We start from the raw sequence: 16191 nt of genomic DNA, 5'->3' as shown, positions 1-16191 counted from the left end.
TAGGCTCGAATACGTGAGCAGGTTCCAGGTCGTCAGCGGCAAGGGCGGTACCGGTAAGACCACGGTCGCCGCCGCCCTCGCGCTCGCCCTCGCGACCGAGGGCAGGCGCACCCTCCTCGTCGAGGTCGAGGGCAGACAGGGCATCGCCCAGCTCTTCGAGGCGGACTCCCTCCCCTACGAGGAGCGCAAGATCGCCGTCGCACCCGGCGGCGGCGAGGTGTACGCACTCGCGATCGACGCCGAGCGCGCCCTCCTCGACTACCTCCAGATGTTCTACAAGCTCGGCAGCGCGGGCCGGGCCCTGAAGAAGCTCGGCGCGATCGACTTCGCCACCACCATCGCGCCCGGTGTCCGGGACGTCCTGCTGACGGGCAAGGCGTGCGAGGCGGTGCGCCGCAAGGACAAGCGGAACCGGTTCGTCTACGACCACGTGATCATGGACGCCCCGCCGACCGGCCGGATCACCCGCTTCCTCAACGTGAACGACGAGGTGGCGGGGCTGGCCCGGATCGGCCCGATACACAATCAGGCGCAGGCCGTGATGAGGGTGCTGAAGTCCCCCGAGACGGCGGTGCACCTGGTGACCCTCCTGGAGGAGATGCCGGTCCAGGAGACCGCCGACGGCATCACGGAACTGCGGGCCGCCGAACTTCCGGTGGGCCGGGTCATCGTGAACATGGTGCGCCCGCACCTGCTGGACGAGGACGCGCTGCGCACCGCCGCGGGCGGGCGGCGCAAGGAGATCGCCAAGACCCTCACCCGGGCAGGCGTGACCGGCTCCGCAGGACTCGTACGCCCTCTGGTCGAGCAGGCGGCCGAGCACGCCCAGCGGGTGGAGCTGGAGCGTGAGCAGCGCGCCGTACTGACGGGGCTGGGGCTGCCGTCGTACGAACTCCCGCTGATCGGCGAGGGCGTGGGCCCGGCCGGGCTGTACGAACTGGCGGTGGAGCTGCGCAAGCAGGGCGTGGGCGACGGGGCGGCGGAACAAGGGGTGGGTTCATGACATCGGGCACGGGCACGGAAGCGCGTACCGGGGCGGACACCGGCACCGGTACGGCCCCGGCCCCCTCCCTGGACACCGACGCCCTGCTCGACGACCCGGACATCCGGATCGTCGTGTGCTGCGGTTCGGGCGGCGTCGGCAAGACGACGACCGCGGCGGCCCTCGGCGTACGGGCGGCTGAGCGCGGCCGCAAGGTCGTCGTCCTCACCATCGACCCGGCGCGCCGGCTGGCCCAGTCCATGGGCATCGACTCGCTGGACAACATCCCCCGCCGGGTGGAGGGCGTAGGGGCCGAGGGCGCCGGCGAACTGCACGCCATGATGCTCGACATGAAGCGGACCTTCGACGAGATCGTCGAGGCGCACGCGGACGGGGAGCGGGCCCGGGCGATCCTGGAGAACCCCTTCTACCAGTCCCTGTCGGCCGGTTTCGCCGGCACGCAGGAGTACATGGCGATGGAGAAGCTCGGTCAGCTGCGGGCGCGCGACGAGTGGGACCTGATCGTCGTCGACACCCCGCCGTCACGGTCCGCCCTGGATTTCCTGGACGCGCCGAAGCGGCTGGGCTCGTTCCTGGACGGGAAGTTCATCAAGTTGCTGATGGCCCCGGCGAAGATGGGCGGCCGGGCCGGAATGAAGTTCCTCAACGTGGGCATGTCGATGATGACGGGAACGCTGGGCAAGCTGCTCGGTGGCCAGTTCCTGCGGGACGTGCAGACCTTCGTCGCCGCGATGGACACCATGTTCGGCGGATTCCGCACCCGCGCCGATGCCACGTACAAGCTCCTCCAGGCACCCGGCACGGCGTTCCTCGTCGTGGCGACACCCGAGCGGGACGCGCTCCGCGAGGCCGCGTACTTCGTGGAGAGGCTGGCCGCGGAGGACATGCCGCTGGCCGGTCTGGTGCTCAACCGGGTCCACGGCAGTGACGCCGCCCGGCTCTCCGCGGAGCGGGCGCTGGCCGCCGCAGAAAATCTTGATGCCGACGGCATTGTGGATCAGGGGGCCGGGAAGGCTGGACTTCGTGAGCCCGCCGAATCCCCCGCGGCCGGTTCCGCACCGACCCCGGACACCGCAGGAGCCGCCACCCCCGAACCGTCCGAGCACGCCTCGGAGCACGACCCCGCCGACCTCCCGGACGCGGAAGCGGACACCCGTACCGACGCCGTAACGAACACAGCTGCCCCTGACGCCGTGACCGTCGAACAGCTGACGGCCGGTCTGCTGCGCCTGCATGCCGAACGAATGCAGGTGGTCGCGCGCGAACAGCACACACGCGACCGCTTCACCGCGCTGCATCCCGAGGTGGCCGTGACCGCGGTGGCCGCGCTGCCTGGAGATGTCCATGACCTCGCAGGGCTGCGAGCCATCGGGGACCGGCTCGCGACCGGTTCCGCCTCGGCCGGAGCTGCGTAGTCTCCCCGTCGTCCGTCCTGCCCCCGGGGCTACCCCACGGCGGCGAACGTCTCGTGCAGTTCGTCGTCCTCCAGCCCGATCGCCACGGGCAGGATGCCCGTGGACCGCTCGTACTCGCTGCGTGCGGTCTCCAGCAGCCGGCGCCAGGACGTGACGGTCGGACGCCGGCGCAGCAGTGCGCGGCGCTCCCGCTCGGTCATTCCGCCCCACACGCCGAATTCGACGCGATTGTCGAGCGCATCGGCAAGGCACTCGGTCCGCACCGGGCATCCGGTGCACACCGCCTTGGCCCTGTTCTGCGCTGCCCCTTGTACGAACAGTTCATCCGGATCGGTAGTGCGGCAGGCTGCCTGCGCACTCCAGTCGGTTACCCAGCCCATCCCGGCGCCGTCCTCTCCCGAATCGAGGCTCCCCCACGGCGGCAGCGGCATATTCACCGCTGCCAGTTGAGGACGTTACGGAAGGTGGCGACAGCACAACACCCCCTTCGGGCCCAATCTTGAATGGCCCGAACGGACTATGCGTATGCGGCAGATCACCCAGGGGAGTGAGGTGAGGACATGCGCGACTATCCCGGCAGAATCGGGACAGACCACCTGAGACATAACGGACGGTCGATGACACACGAGGCGATTTCGGGAGCGCCTGAACTCGTGGCCGGGTCATGCACAGGGTCATGCAGGGGGGTTGATACAAAACCGGACTGCTGTGACAGTTGAGAGCAGCTTAGGCCAAGGCATATACGTGTGTCCGGCGAATGAGAACGTAGGCTGCCCCCATGCCAAAGAAGCGCTCGGGCGGGGGTCTCACGACGACCCAGCAGGCCGCCAAGTTCCTCGGTGTCGCCGCACTCTCCGGAGTGGTCCTGGCGGGCATCGCGCTGCCGGCCGCCGGAGCACTGGGTCTCGCCGCCAAGGGAACGGTCGACGGATTCGACGAGATCCCGGCCAATCTGAAGACTCCGCCGCTGAGCCAGCGCACCACGATCCTGGACAACCAGGGCGGCCAGATCGCCACGGTGTACTCGCGGGACCGCACCGTCGTGCCGCTGACGAAGATCTCCCCGTACATGCAGAAAGCGATCATCGCGATCGAGGACGCCCGCTTCTACGAGCACGGCGCGGTCGACCTCAAGGGCATCCTGCGCGCGATGAACCGCAACGTACAGGCGGGCGGGACCGCGCAGGGCGCGTCGACCCTCACCCAGCAGTACGTGAAGAACGTCTTCGTCGAGGAGGCGGGCGACGACCCGACCAAGGTCGCCCAGGCCACCCAGCAGACGCTGGGCCGCAAGGTCCAGGAGCTGAAGTACGCGATCCAGGTCGAGGAAGAACTCGGCAAGAAGAAGATCCTGGAGAACTACCTCAACATCACCTTCTTCGGGCAGCAGGCGTACGGCGTCGAGGCAGCCTCCCAGCGGTACTTCTCGAAGCCGGCGAAGGACCTCAAGCTGGAGGAGGCGGCGATGCTGGCCGGCATCGTGCAGTCGCCCAGCCGCTACGACCCCGTCAATGACAAGGAAGAGGCGACCAAGCGTCGCAACACCGTCATCCAGCGGATGGCCGACGTCAAGGACATCTCGCAGGAGGAGGCGGACAAGGCCAAGTCCACCCCGATCAAGCTGAAGGTGAAGCGGCCGAAGAACGGCTGCATCACCGCGGTCAGCGGATCCGGCTTCTTCTGCGACTACGTGCGCCAGATCGTCACGAGCGACCCGGCCTTCGGCAAGACCGCGAAGGACCGCGCCAAGCTCTGGGCGACCGGCGGACTCACCATCAAGACGACCCTGGACCCGCGCTCCCAGGCCGCCTCCAACGAGGCGGCGACCTCCCGGGTCAACGAGACCGACAAGGTCGCGGCCTCGGTCGTCCAGGTCCAGCCCGGCACCGGCCAGATCCTGGCGATGGCGCAGTCCCGCCCGTACGGACTGGACGCGTCCAAGCACCAGACCGTGCTGAACCTCTCCGTCGACCACGAGATGGGCGGCAGCTACGCCGGCTTCCAGGTCGGATCGACCTTCAAGCCGATCACCGCGGCGGCCGCGCTGGAGAAGGGCATCAGCCCGGCCCAGAGCTTCACCACCCCCCACGAGATCTCCCTGCCCGGCGAGAGCTTCCGCACCTGCGACAACCAGCCCGCGGACGACAAGCCGTGGGAGGTGGGGAACGAGCTCGAGACGGAGAAGGGCATGTTCGACATGACCAGCGCGCTGGGCAAGTCGATCAACACCTACTTCGCGAAGCTGGAACAGAAGACCGGCCTCTGCGAGACGCTCGCGATGGCGAAGAAGGTCGGCTACAACCGCGGCGACAACAAGCCGCTGTGGCAGGTCGCCAACACCACGCTCGGCGGCCAGGAGTCGACGCCGCTGGCGATGGCCTCGGTCTACGCGACGTTCGCCAACCGGGGCACGTACTGCTCCCCGATCGCGGTCCTCTCGGTGACCAAGCCGGACGGCAAGCAGATCGACGTACCGAAGTCGTCGTGCGACCGGGCCATGAGCGAGCACACGGCCGACACCATCAACCAGATGCTCAAGGGCGTCGTCGCGGACGGCACCGGGCAGTCGGCCGGTCTCAGCGACCGCGACAACGCGGGCAAGACCGGTACGACCGACGAGCGCATCAACGCCTGGTTCGTCGGCTACACGCCGAACCTGTCCACGGCGGTGTGGGTCGGCAGCGACGGCGCCAAGCAGATCCCGATGAGCGACATCTACATCGGCGGTCAGTACTACGAGGACGTCTGCGGTGGCTGTCTGCCCGGCCCGATCTGGAAGACGGCGATGACCGGCTCCCTCAACGCCTCCGAGACTCCGGCCTTCAACCCGGTCAACGTACCGCGGGCGAAGCCGAAGGAGGACAAGGAGAAGAAGGAGAAGAAGAAGCCGGGCGAGGAGGACGACAAGCCCGGCGACGACACGCCCTTCCCCGGCATCAGCATCTCGCCGGACCTGATCGGTGGCAACGACGGCAACGGCCGCGGCCAGAACGACGGCGGGATGAACGGCCCCTGACCAGGCCCGTTCCCGCGTAGGTCGGACATGAAGGTGGGGCGCCCCCGGACCGGGGGCGCCCCACCTTCATGTCCGACACCTGCCGGGCCGCGCGGACCTTTCGGCCTCTTGAGCCCTTTCGGCCCGCGGCCCTCAGCCCGCGAGGAGCTTCTTCACCGTGGCGGCCACCCGGCCGCCCTCGGCGCGCCCCGCCACCTTCGGGTTCACGATCTTCATCACGGCCCCCATCGCGCGCGGCCCCTCGGCCCCGGCGGCCTTCGCCTCGTCGACGGCGGACGACACGATCGCGGTCAGCTCCTCGTCGCCCAGCTGCTGCGGAAGATAGGCGTCGAGCAGCTCGCCCTCCCTCTTCTCCCGCTCGGCCTGCTCGGTCCGGCCTCCCTTGGCGAAGGCCTCGGCCGCCTCGCGGCGCTTCTTGGCCTCCTTGGCGATCACCTTCTGCACCTCGTCGTCGGAGAGTTCGCGGGCCGTCTTGCCGCCGACCTCCTCCTTGGTGATCGCGGTGAGGGTCAGCCGGAGCGTGGACGAGGTCAGCTCGTCGCGCGCCTTCATGGCCGTGGTGAGGTCTTCCTTGAGCTTGGACTTGAGCGTGGTCATGGGGTGATTGTGGCAGGTGCGGGGTGCCCGCCGCCCGCCGGTTTTCCCGTGGACACGCACCGTCTGCGACGATGGGCGCATGCGCGCACGCTACGGAGTACCCCTGAAAATCACGGCGGTCACCGCCGCGGCCGGCGCCGCCGGTCTCGCCTACGCGGCAGGATTCGAGGCCCGCTCGTTCCGTCTGCGAAGGGTCACCATCCCGGTACTCCCGCACGGGGCACGCCCGTTGCGCGTCCTCCAGGTCTCCGACGTCCACATGGTCAGCGGCCAGCGCAAGAAGCGCGCCTGGCTGCAGTCCCTGGCCGGGCTGCGCCCGGACTTCGTCGTGAACACCGGCGACAACCTCTCCGACCCGGAGGCCGTGCCCGAACTGCTCGACGCGCTGGGCCCGCTGATGGAGTTCCCGGGTGTGTACGTGTTCGGGTCCAACGACTACTACGGCCCCAAGCTCCGCAACCCCGCCCGCTACCTCTTCGAGAAGACGGCGGGCAAGCACGGCCTCAACGGGAACGCCCCGGCCGTCGGCGTCGTCCACAACCCGTGGGAACCGATGCGCGACGCCTTCGACGACGCGGGCTGGCTGAACCTGTCCAACACCCGCGGACGCCTGAAGCTCGACGGCCTCGAGCTGGCCTTCACGGGCCTCGACGACCCGCACATCAAGCGCGACCGCTACGCGGAGGTCTCGGGCGGCCCCGAGACGGGCGCCGACCTCTCCATCGGCGTGGTCCACGCCCCCTACCTGCGCTCGCTCGACGCCTTCACCGCGGACGGCTACCCGCTGATCCTGGCCGGCCACACCCACGGCGGCCAGCTCTGCATCCCCTTCTACGGAGCCCTGGTCACCAACTGCGACCTGGACACAGACCGCGTGAAGGGCCTCTCCAGCCACACGGCCGACGGCCACCGCGCCTACCTCCACGTCTCGGCGGGCTGCGGCACCAACCGCTACACCCCGGTCCGCTTCGCCTGCCCGCCGGAGGCGACCCTGCTGACCCTCACGGCGCGGGACGTGTGACCGAGGGTGCCCGGCCGCTGACCACTGGCGCCCGCGCGATCGGCACAAAAAGCGGATTTCGTCTCCGGCCGCCGGTGGGCTAAAGTAATCGATGTCGCCGGGAGACCGGCGGCGATCGGGGTGTAGCGCAGCTTGGCAGCGCGCTTCGTTCGGGACGAAGAGGTCGTGGGTTCAAATCCCGCCACCCCGACAGCCGTAAGACCAGGTCAGGGGCCTGATCCACTTAGTGGATCAGGCCCCTGAGTGGTTTCCGGGGGCGTCTTGGGAGCCGTTGGGGAGAAGACCTCCCGCAGCCGTGGGTACGCAGGAGCAAGCCGTCTACAGCTGCCGCAGCGCGCCGCCGTCGATGGCCCATTCCGCGCCCGTGACCTGTGTGGGCGCGCGGGGACAGCAGGTAGGCGATGACCCCGGCCACCTCCTGCGGGGTGCCGATGCGGCCGGTGGGCAGGCGGCGCTCGGTGCGGATGAAGCGGTCCACGGCCTGCTCGCGCGGCAGACCGTAGCGGGTGGCGAGCCGGTCGGCGAATCCGCCGGAGGCGTCGAACAGCGCGGTGCGGGTGGGGCCCGGGGAGACGACGTCGGAGCGCACCCCGCTGGGGCCGAGCGAGGTGGCGAGGGCTTTGGACACCGACAGCAGGGCCGCCTTGGACGCGGCGTAGTCGGCGATCGAGGCGTCCGGCAGGCGGGCCGCCTCACTGGCCACATGGACGACGGCCGCGCCGTCCGGATTGCCGCGCAGGAGGGGCAGCGCGGCGCGGGTGACACGGACCGCGGCGTGCAGGTTCAGTTCGAAGGTGCTGTACCACTGGGCGTCGTCGATGGCCTCGAAGGAGTCACGGGAGATCAGCGAGCCCGCGTTGTTGACCAGGCCGTCGATGCGGCCGTGGCGGGCCAGCACATGGTCCACGGCCCGCTGCGCGGTGGCCGGTTCGGACAGGTCACCGAGGAACAGGTCCACGTCGATGGGCAGTTCGGCGTCGGAGCGGGCGACGGCCACGACCTGGGCCCCCTCGTCGGCCAGCAGTTGGGCGGTGGCGCGCCCGATGCCGCTGGTGGCACCGGTGATCAGGATGGTCTTGCCGGTCAGATGGAGATCCACGAGAGCTCCTCGGGGTGGTGGTGCGGTCGGGACGAGGCAGCGGGTCAGATCAGGGGTGTGCGCTGCACTTCGCGGGCCATGGCCGCATAGCCGGCGTCGTTCGGGTGCTTGCGGTCTCCGCTGTCGTAGGCGGCAGGAGATGGAGGCCTTCCTGGCACTGGCCGAGGAGTTGCACTTCGGTGCCACGGCAAGGGTGCGAACCTTCGTGGAAGCCCTGCGAACGGCGGCCGCCCAGGGAGCCGGTTCCTCGTGAGGGGCGGCTGGGAGCCGGCTGCCCGACCGGCTCCCGCCATGTCGGCCGGCCCGAGGATTTTACTAAACCTTGACCTAAACTAAACGCGTTACTAGACAACGTTGTCAGCACCCGTCAGAGTGTGCTCCGGAGCGAAGGACTCCCGCTTCCTTCACGAAAGGTGTGGTGACGTGACGGTGTACGGATCACTGGACATCGGCGGCACGAAGATCGCCGGCGCGCTCGTGGACGATGCGGGCACGCTGCTCGCACGCGCGCAGAGGCCTACCCCCGCGCAGCGGTCCGCCGGTGAGCTCATGGCGGCGGTGACCTCGGTACTCGACGAACTGGCGCTCCACCCGTTGTGGGACGAGCTGACCTGTCTCGGCATCGCCAGCGCTGGTCCGGTCGACACCGCCGCGGGCACGGTCAGCCCGGTCAACATTCCCGCGTGGCGGCGCTTCCCGCTGACCGAGCGGGTGGCGGCGCACCCGCGGCTGCCCGCAGGGCTGCGGCCCGTGCTGGTCGGGGACGCGGTGGCCATGACCGCCGCGGAGCACTGGCTGGGCGCGGCACGCGGGTTCGACAACGCGCTGTGCATGGTGGTGTCCACCGGGGTCGGGGGCGGCCTGATCCTCGACGGCCGGCTGCACACCGGCAGGACGGGGAACGCGGGCCACATCGGCCACATCACGGTCGATCTGGACGGTTCGCTGTGCCCGTGCGGGGCTCCGGGCTGCGTCGAGGGGTTCGCCAGCGGTACGGCCATCGCCGCGCACGCGCAGGCGGCCGGGTGGTCCGCGCCGGCCGGGGTGGCCCCGACCGCGGCAGCGGTCGCGGACGCGGCGCGGGCGGGGAACCCGCACGCACGGGGGGCCTACGAACGGGCGGCCCGGGCACTCGCCGCCGCCGTCGCGGCGACGGCCGCTCTCGTCGAGCTCGACCTCGTGGTGATCGGCGGAGGCGTGGCCCAGGCCGGCGACACGCTCTTCGCTCCCCTGCGCCGGCACATGGCCGACTACGCCGTCCTCGACTTCACCCGCGGGCTGCCCGTCGTGCCGGCGCTCCTGGCCCTGGATGCCGGGCTGATAGGTGCGGCCGCCGTCGCTTCCTCACAAGCCGGCGCCGCCTCCTCACAAGCCGCCGCCGCCTCCTCGCAGGACGGCGTCCCCGCCCTCGCCTCGGGGCTGCGCCCGTAAGCCGGCCCTCCCCGAGGACACGGCTCCGTTCTCAGTTCCGGACGGGTGCCTGTGCGGTGGAACCGCGCGGAGTGAGGGACGGGGTCGGCACCTGTACGGAACCGGTGTGCTCACCCTCTATGACGGCGAACAGGGTGCGGGCCACCTGCGCCCCGAAGCTGTGCACGTCGTGGCTCATGGCCGACAGCGTGGGATGCGTGATCCGGCACAGCTGCGAGTCGTCCCAGGCGAGCAGCGACACGTCGTCGGGGACCGCGAAGCCCATCTCCGCGGCGACCCCCGCTCCGGCCACGGCCATGATGTCGTTGTCGTAGACGATGGCCGTCGGGCGGTCTGCCGACATCAGGAGGGAGCGGGTGGCCCTGGCTCCCTCGCTCCCGTCGAAGCCGGTCGCTATCTGGCGGCCCTCGTCCAGTCCCAGCTCCCGGATCGTGGCCGCGAAGGCGGTGGCCCGGATGGCGCTGTGGCCGAGCCCGACCGGGCCGCCGACGCGGGCGATGCGCCGGTGGCCGAGCGCCGCCAGATAGCGGACGGCCTCGGCCGCGGCCGTGGCGTCGTCGGTCCACACCGCGGGAAACGAGCCGGTGAGCGACGGGTGCCCGACAGCCACCGCCGGCAGCCCGATGGGCTGCAGCGACGCGACCCTCGGATCGTTCTCGTGGAAGTCGACCAGGATGGCGCCGGCGATCGTCTGGCTGCGCCACCAGGACTTGTACTGCTCGGTCTCCTCGTCGAGATCCCGCACCAGCCTCAGGAGCAGTGAGTACGACCGTTCCGCGAGGACGCTCTCGATGCCGGAGATGAAGTCCATGTAGAACGGTTCGAGGCCGAGCAGCCGGGCGGGACGGCACAGGGCCAGGCCGATGATGTCGACCTTCTGGCTGGAGAGGCTGCGCGCGGTGAGGTTCGGGGCCCAGCCCAGTTCCTTCGCGGCCTCGAAGATCCTCCGGCGGGTGACGTCCGAGACGCCCGGCTTCTGGTTGAACGCCAGTGAGACGGCGCCCTTGGACACGCCTGCGCGGGCAGCGACGTCCTTGATGGTCACACGTGCGGGACTGTTCACCTCGCGTCCGCGCAGATGCGGGCAGTCCGCGCCCTCTTCCCGTCCACGGAACCGCAGCCGGTCACGCGGAACCGGGCCTGCTCGCCGGGCAGTAGCGTCCGCAGGCCCTGCCCGGCCGCGGCGTGCGGGTCGAGGCGGTCGGTCCGAAGGAGGAGGTCTCTCAGCAGAGTGTGCTCACTTACCACGACGCCGACTGTATCTCCCTGGCCCGCCACTGCTTCCACCGTGACGTCGCGCTCCGGCCGCGGGCACGGCGAAGGCCCCCGCGCGTGGGTGCGGGGGCCTTCGCCGTACTGCGGGCCGTCGGGTCAGCGGATGCGCCGGCGGCTGACCGTACGGGCCGTCACTCCTCCCACGAGGGCCAGCGCGGCAGCCAGGATGCCGAGGACGGTCCAGGTCCAGGCGCCGGTGTCGGCCAGGTGGCCGTCGTCGTGCTCCGGTCGGCCGGCTCCGCCGTCCTGGCCCGGGTGGCCCCCACCGTCGTGGTCCCCACCGTCGTTGCCACCGCCTCCGTTGTCCCCGCCTCCGTTGTCCCCGCCGCCGTGGTGGCCGCCGTCCCCGTCCGGGTCCTTCTCGAAGGTGTTGGTCACGTCGACCGACGCCTCACCGGCGACGACGACCGTGCCGTCCGCCCCGTCGTCGGACGCGGTGACGGTGACCGTGTCCCCCTCGGGGACGTTCAGCTCGGTCACGGTGCACTCCGCGCCCTCGGGCACGCTGATCTCGCGCTCGCCGCCGTCCTTCAGGGAGAACGCGCGGTCGTCCGCCGCGAGGGCGACATCGCCCTGGCCGGTGGTGCAGGCGAGACCGAAGTCGTACGGCCCCGAGCCGCCGTTGACCACGTGCTTGCTGACGGTCAGCTTCGCCGCCGGGAAGGTGTTGGTGACGGTGATGACCGCCCCCTCACCCTCCGAGCCGTCCGCCGTGACCACGGCCGGGTTGTCGGGCGAACCGTGGTCGACGACGGCCTTGGCGGCGCCGCCCGTGTCCACTTCCTCGGCCCAGCAACGGCTGTTGGCCGGGAGCGGCTTCACCGTGACGGGCTCCCCCGTCTTCACCTCGTACGTCTTCTGCAGGACCCGGTCACCGGCCGCACCCGAGGCGTCCGGCAACGTGCAGGAGACGTCGACCTTGAACGTGCGGTCCGTGGCATAGTCCGCCGCTTCGCCCTCCAGGTCCTTCCTGAGGGTCAGTTCGCCGAACCGGAACGTGTTGGTGATCTCCGCCGTCTGCACCGGTTCGGTGCCGTTGCCCGGCTCGATGGTCACCACGACGGGGTTGCCGGCGGTGTGGTCGGCGCTGCCGCCGCGGGCGGACGTCTCCCACACGGAGCACTGTGCGCCGGCCGGGAGGCCGCCGACGGTGACGGGCCGGTTCACGGACACCCGGTAGTCCTTGTCGAGGACCGTTCGCGGCTCACCGCCCTGCGGGTCGATGACGCAGGTGACGTGGTACGGGAAGGGCATCCGCTTCAGGGCGCCGTCCAGTTGGCCGGGGTGGTCGCCGAGTTGCTTGACGAGCTTCAGAGCGCCGTAGGAAAGGGCGACCCCGACCCGGATGGGTTCGTTGGCCTGGAGCACGCGGGGTGATCCGGCGCGGTCGGTGGTCTCGTTGTGCGCGTAGGAGTTCCAGGCGATCGTCGGGTCACCGTTCCTGGCGACGTCGAGCGGGGTGTCCATCGCGTACGTGATGTCCACGGTGCCGCCCGGGGCGAGTGCCGGGCTGAAGGTGAGCTCCATCCGGGCGCCGGCCGCCGCGGCACCGTAGGCGTCGTTCCAGGTGGAGGACGGGCACGGGTCGGCGTTCGAGCCGGCGCCGCCCATGTCGAGGTCGTCGGTGCACAGCGGCTCGTCGTTCTCGTAGGCGACGGCCATGGTGCCGGGCCCCTCCAGCTTCGGCTCCGAGGCGAGGGTGGGCCGCTTGTCCCACGCGGTCCCCCGCTGCTCGTCGAGGATGACGCCCTTGTCACCCTGGACGGGGAAGCGGTCCACGATGCGCATGGCGGTGCCGGACTCGGTACCGGCGTTCTGGACGCGCATCAGGTAGTGGTACTGGTCGCCGGGGTTGACCAGGGCGATGCACGGGTTGGCGGTGTAGCGGCGGCCGGTGGCATCGGTGGCGGTCAGACACGAGTCGTCACCGGCCTCGACGATGGCGCCGGAGCGGGTGTTGTACCAGCCCAGCTCGTCGTTGCCGGAGACCCACTTGCGGGCCATGAAGGCGGCGCCGGACTTGGCGGTCAGGGTGGCTTCGGCGACGCAGTACAGGCCGTCCCCGAAGGAGCCGTCGCTCTGCGACGTGCCCGCGCAGGTCGTGTCCGGGTCGGAGGAGGTGGCGCCCATCGTGTTGGTGACGACCTCACCGGCGTCGATGCCGGCCTCCAGCCGCACATGGATCTCGATGGTCAGGGTGGCTCCGGGAGCCAGCACCCATGCCGAGCCGTCCGCGTTCTTCGAGAAGTCCCAGCTGAGCGCGGAGACGCGCCCGTCACCGGTGGTCTCGTCGAACACGGGCGTGGGAACGGGAGGCGTGCCGTCGGGCACCTCGGTGTCGATGACCTTGTACGGCTCGCCGTTGTCGCCCTCGAAGGTGTCGACGAACGCGATGCCCTCGGGAAGCGCGTCCTTCACCACGAGGTTCGGGACGTTCGCCGTCCCGGTGTTGGTGACCTTCAGGTAGAAGGGCGCGTCCTCGCCGGGCGCCAGCGCCGTGTTGGGCGTCTTGCTGACGTCCAGCTCCGGGTCGCCCTTGACCAGGTCGAGGGTGGCACTGACCGGTGCGATGTCCTTGGGGGTGTCCTCGTCCTCGATCTTGGTGAGGAAGCTGCCGCCCAGGGTGTCCTCCAGATGGCTGGGGACGGGGCCGCCGCCGTCACGCAGGGCCGGTCGGGGGCTGACGTCGAGCACCAGCACACCGGAGCAGGCGGTCTCGGCGCACGGGGTGACCGTGTATCCGTCGTTGAATCCGCTGGTCGAGGAGTACGTGGCACGGATACCGGTGACGTCCGCGGCGTTCACGCCCGAGGGCAGGGCCGCGGAGGCCGACGGCGTGCCGTTGGCCCAGGCCCCGTCGACGTACGCGTCGATCCGCACCCGGTCGGCCCCGGCGGGCATGGTGTTCGACTTGACCGACACGAGGTCGACGGCGTCGAAGAAGTCGCTGTCCTGGTCGGTCATCTGCAGGTACTTGGCCGACATGTTGCCGGTGTTGCGCACGGTGAGTGAGGCGTCCGCGTGCTGCCGGGGGAGTCCGGGGACGTACTCCGGGAGTTCACCGGGGCTGATCGACTTGTTGAGGGAGGCCGAGTCGTCGGCGGGACCGGTGGTCAGCTCGGGAGAGCACACCGGGTCGCCGGCCGCGTAGTCGCCGCCCGCGGAGATCGAGTAGCAGTTGGTGAACGTCCCGCCGTCCTCGACGCCTTCGCGGCGCTCGGTGACGAGGTCGACCGTGAAGCTCGACTGGGGCGGCATGTCCCCCTCGTAGGACGCGCGTACGCCCGTGGCCCGGTGCAGCAGCGCGGTGTCGGAGGCGTCGTACGCGACCCAGGCGCCCGTACCGCCGCCCGCTGTCGGGTCCCAGAGTTCGATGGTGACCGGGGCGGACGACGGCGAGACCGACACGGAGTCGATCTGGAGCACGTCGAAGGGGCTCGGGCCGGCGGGCCTGCCGTCCGCGTCGGCGGGCGGGTCGGTGAGGACCGGGTCCACCAGCACCTTGTTGCCGTTGTTGCTGAGCTTGAGGTGCATCGGGATGGGCTGGCCCGGCGGCACGTCGGTCTGGTCGACGGTCTTGGAGCCGGACCCGGAGGTGTTCGGCGACTCGACGACCAGGTCCTGGCAGGCGGTGCCCGCCGCGGTCCCGCTGCCGTCCGTGCGGCCTGCGTCCCCCTTGAAACCGGCGCAGTTGGCGATGCCGGGGCTGGTACCGGAGGGCAGGTCGTCGGCGGTGACGGCGTCGGTCAGGGTGCCGTGGAGGTCCAGGCCCGCATCGGCGCCCGCCTCGATCGTGGGGTTCCCGTCGCCGTCGACGCCGGTGTACACGACCTCCACCCCGGTGACGGAGGTGCCGTCCTTGGCGACATCGACGGCCCGGTTCTCCGTGTACGTCTCCGTGGTGCTGGTGCCGTCGGCGTAGGTGACGGTCAGCTTCGCCTCGGTGGCGCCCGCGGGGAGGCGCAGCCGGACCTGGCTCACCGCGACCTTGCCGAACTCACCGGCCGCACCCGCGTCCGGTTCGGTGACCGTGACCGACTTCACCGGGAACGGTGAGTTGTTCGTGACGTCGACCATCATGCTGACCGGCGAGTTCACACCGAGCACGGCGTGCTCGCCGTTGTCCTGCGTGTAGTCCCCGTCGGTGTCCGGGAAGAACTTCTTGGCCCCGTTGAGTACGAGGACGTCGGGCAGGATGTCGTACGTGTCGCAGGCCTGTGTACCGACAACCTTGCCGTCGGTGGTCTCCTGGGCCGACGGGACCGCGCAGTTGTTGACGGTGATCTTGTCGGTGGGCCGCAGCGGCGAACCGTCCGAGCGCTCGGTCTCACGGAGCTTCAGTCCCACCTCGACGGTGCCGCCGGTCGCGTCGTACGGCAGCGGGTCACCCCCGCTGTCGGTGAAGACGACCTCGAACCCGATGACATCGCCGGCGGCCACCCCGTCGGGCAGCGGCAGCTCGCCCGGCGAGGTGATGGTGTCCCCGGTGTGCGTGACCTCGTCGGCCGTGGTGACGACCAGGTGCGCCCGGTCGGCGCCCTCGGGGAACGCGGTCACGGAGGCTGAGGTGAAGTCGAAGTACTCGAACGTCTCCGCGCTCGTGTCGGAGACGGACAGCTCGGTGACCTCGGCCGACGAGGAGGAGTCGTTGCGGACCCCGAGCGTGATCGTGGACTCCTCGCCGGTGCCGGCGACCGCGGAGCCGTCCTCCCAGGTCTTCGTCGCCACCGGCTTGACGGCCCGCGGGATGGAGACGGTCACATCGGTGTCGGAGGACTTCGGGTCGGCGTTGCCGGCCGAGACCTCCGCGGTGTTGCCGATGGTGGTGCCGTCCGCCGCCCGGGTGTCGGCCGGCAGCCGCATCCCGATCTCGACGGCGCCCGCCTGGCCTGCCCGCAGGCCGGTCTTGCCCTCGGGATTCTGCAGCGGCTGCTTGTAGACGACGGTCAGCTTCCGCGTCGACTCGTCGTACGTGACATCACGGGTGGTGGTGGACTGGGGGAGGCTGGTGACGTCCAGGCCCTCGGGAAGGGTGTCGGTGACGGTGAAGTCCACACAGTCCACGGTCAGTCCCGAGCACTGTCCGTTGAGCGTGTAGACGAACTCGTCCCCGGGCTCCAGCGGGTCACCGCCCGTGCTGTTGGTCTTGGTGATCCCGACGGAGCTCATGGGGTCGTCCGCCGCCGCCTTGAGCGGCATCGCGGCGCCCTGGGAGACGAACAACAGGGTCAGTACTGCCGTGATGCCCACCGGCAGGCGGGCGAACCTATGCCGAAGTCCGGACATGAACCAACCCTCTTCCCTTCACACCGACGCCCGTCCGCGACAGCGCCG

11 protein-coding genes and 1 tRNA gene are annotated in these 16191 nt (G+C 70.3%); 6 read left to right on the top strand and 6 right to left on the bottom strand.

Annotated elements, in window-relative coordinates; genetic code table 11:
* Window positions 1–13: 13 nt before the first annotated feature.
* Together OG959_RS20450 and OG959_RS20445 are read left to right on the top strand one after the other, a co-directional pair.
* Window positions 14–1003 (top strand): ArsA family ATPase, encoded by a 990-nt coding sequence (locus tag OG959_RS20450; protein ID WP_326660453.1) that lies wholly within the window; start codon window positions 14–16, stop codon window positions 1001–1003.
* On the top strand, window positions 1000–2418 hold the full coding sequence (locus OG959_RS20445) for an ArsA family ATPase (protein WP_326660451.1): 1419 nt from the start codon (window positions 1000–1002) through the stop codon (window positions 2416–2418). The genes OG959_RS20450 and OG959_RS20445 overlap by 4 nt, the downstream gene beginning before the upstream one ends.
* 29 nt (window positions 2419–2447) lie before the next feature.
* Here OG959_RS20445 and OG959_RS20440 read toward each other — a convergent pair whose 3' ends face one another.
* Window positions 2448–2798, bottom strand: a complete 351-nt coding sequence (locus OG959_RS20440) for a WhiB family transcriptional regulator (protein WP_018551136.1) — start codon at window positions 2796–2798, stop codon at window positions 2448–2450.
* 398 nt (window positions 2799–3196) lie between these two features.
* Between OG959_RS20440 and OG959_RS20435 the strand changes: the two genes are divergently transcribed.
* Window positions 3197–5434 carry a transglycosylase domain-containing protein gene (locus OG959_RS20435; protein ID WP_326660449.1) on the top strand — a complete coding sequence of 746 codons (2238 nt, stop codon included), beginning with the start codon at window positions 3197–3199 and terminating at the stop codon, window positions 5432–5434.
* 132 nt (window positions 5435–5566) lie between these two features.
* Here the strand turns inward: OG959_RS20435 and OG959_RS20430 are convergent, their stop codons facing one another.
* Window positions 5567–6031 (bottom strand): GatB/YqeY domain-containing protein, encoded by a 465-nt coding sequence (locus OG959_RS20430; protein ID WP_326660447.1) that lies wholly within the window; start codon window positions 6029–6031, stop codon window positions 5567–5569.
* Window positions 6032–6110: 79 nt separating this feature from the next.
* Here OG959_RS20430 and OG959_RS20425 point away from each other — a divergent pair, with 79 nt between their 5' ends.
* Window positions 6111–7052, top strand: a complete 942-nt coding sequence (locus OG959_RS20425; RefSeq protein ID WP_326660445.1) for a metallophosphoesterase — start codon at window positions 6111–6113, stop codon at window positions 7050–7052.
* Window positions 7053–7168: 116 nt separating this feature from the next.
* Window positions 7169–7242 (top strand) — tRNA-Pro (locus OG959_RS20420).
* Window positions 7243–7275: 33 nt separating this feature from the next.
* On the opposite strand, the gene OG959_RS20415 is transcribed toward OG959_RS20420, so the two are convergent.
* Entirely contained in the window at window positions 7276–8151 is an 876-nt protein-coding gene (locus tag OG959_RS20415) for an SDR family NAD(P)-dependent oxidoreductase (RefSeq protein ID WP_326660443.1), read from the bottom strand.
* A 423-nt stretch (window positions 8152–8574) separates the two neighbouring features.
* On the opposite strand from OG959_RS20415, the gene OG959_RS20410 reads away from it, so the two are divergent.
* Entirely contained in the window at window positions 8575–9582 is a 1008-nt protein-coding gene (locus tag OG959_RS20410; protein WP_326660442.1) for an ROK family protein, read from the top strand.
* Between the two features lie 31 nt (window positions 9583–9613).
* Here OG959_RS20410 and OG959_RS20405 read toward each other — a convergent pair whose 3' ends face one another.
* From OG959_RS20405 to OG959_RS20395, 3 genes are all read right to left on the bottom strand, one after another.
* A complete protein-coding gene (locus tag OG959_RS20405; protein WP_326660440.1) occupies window positions 9614–10645 on the bottom strand; it encodes a LacI family DNA-binding transcriptional regulator in 1032 nt (343 codons plus the stop codon).
* Complete coding sequence (locus OG959_RS20400; protein ID WP_442805599.1) at window positions 10642–10830, bottom strand: hypothetical protein; 189 nt, start codon at window positions 10828–10830, stop codon at window positions 10642–10644. The genes OG959_RS20405 and OG959_RS20400 overlap by 4 nt, the downstream gene beginning before the upstream one ends.
* Window positions 10831–10953: 123 nt before the next feature.
* Entirely contained in the window at window positions 10954–16143 is a 5190-nt protein-coding gene (locus OG959_RS20395; protein ID WP_326660438.1) for a DUF5979 domain-containing protein, read from the bottom strand.
* Window positions 16144–16191: the final 48 nt, after the last annotated feature.

The organism is Streptomyces sp. NBC_00385, assembly GCF_035917155.1.
Lineage (GTDB): Bacteria > Actinomycetota > Actinomycetes > Streptomycetales > Streptomycetaceae > Streptomyces > Streptomyces poriferorum.
Note: the sequence above shows the minus strand (reverse complement) of the source record. Positions and strands in the feature narration are given on the sequence as shown.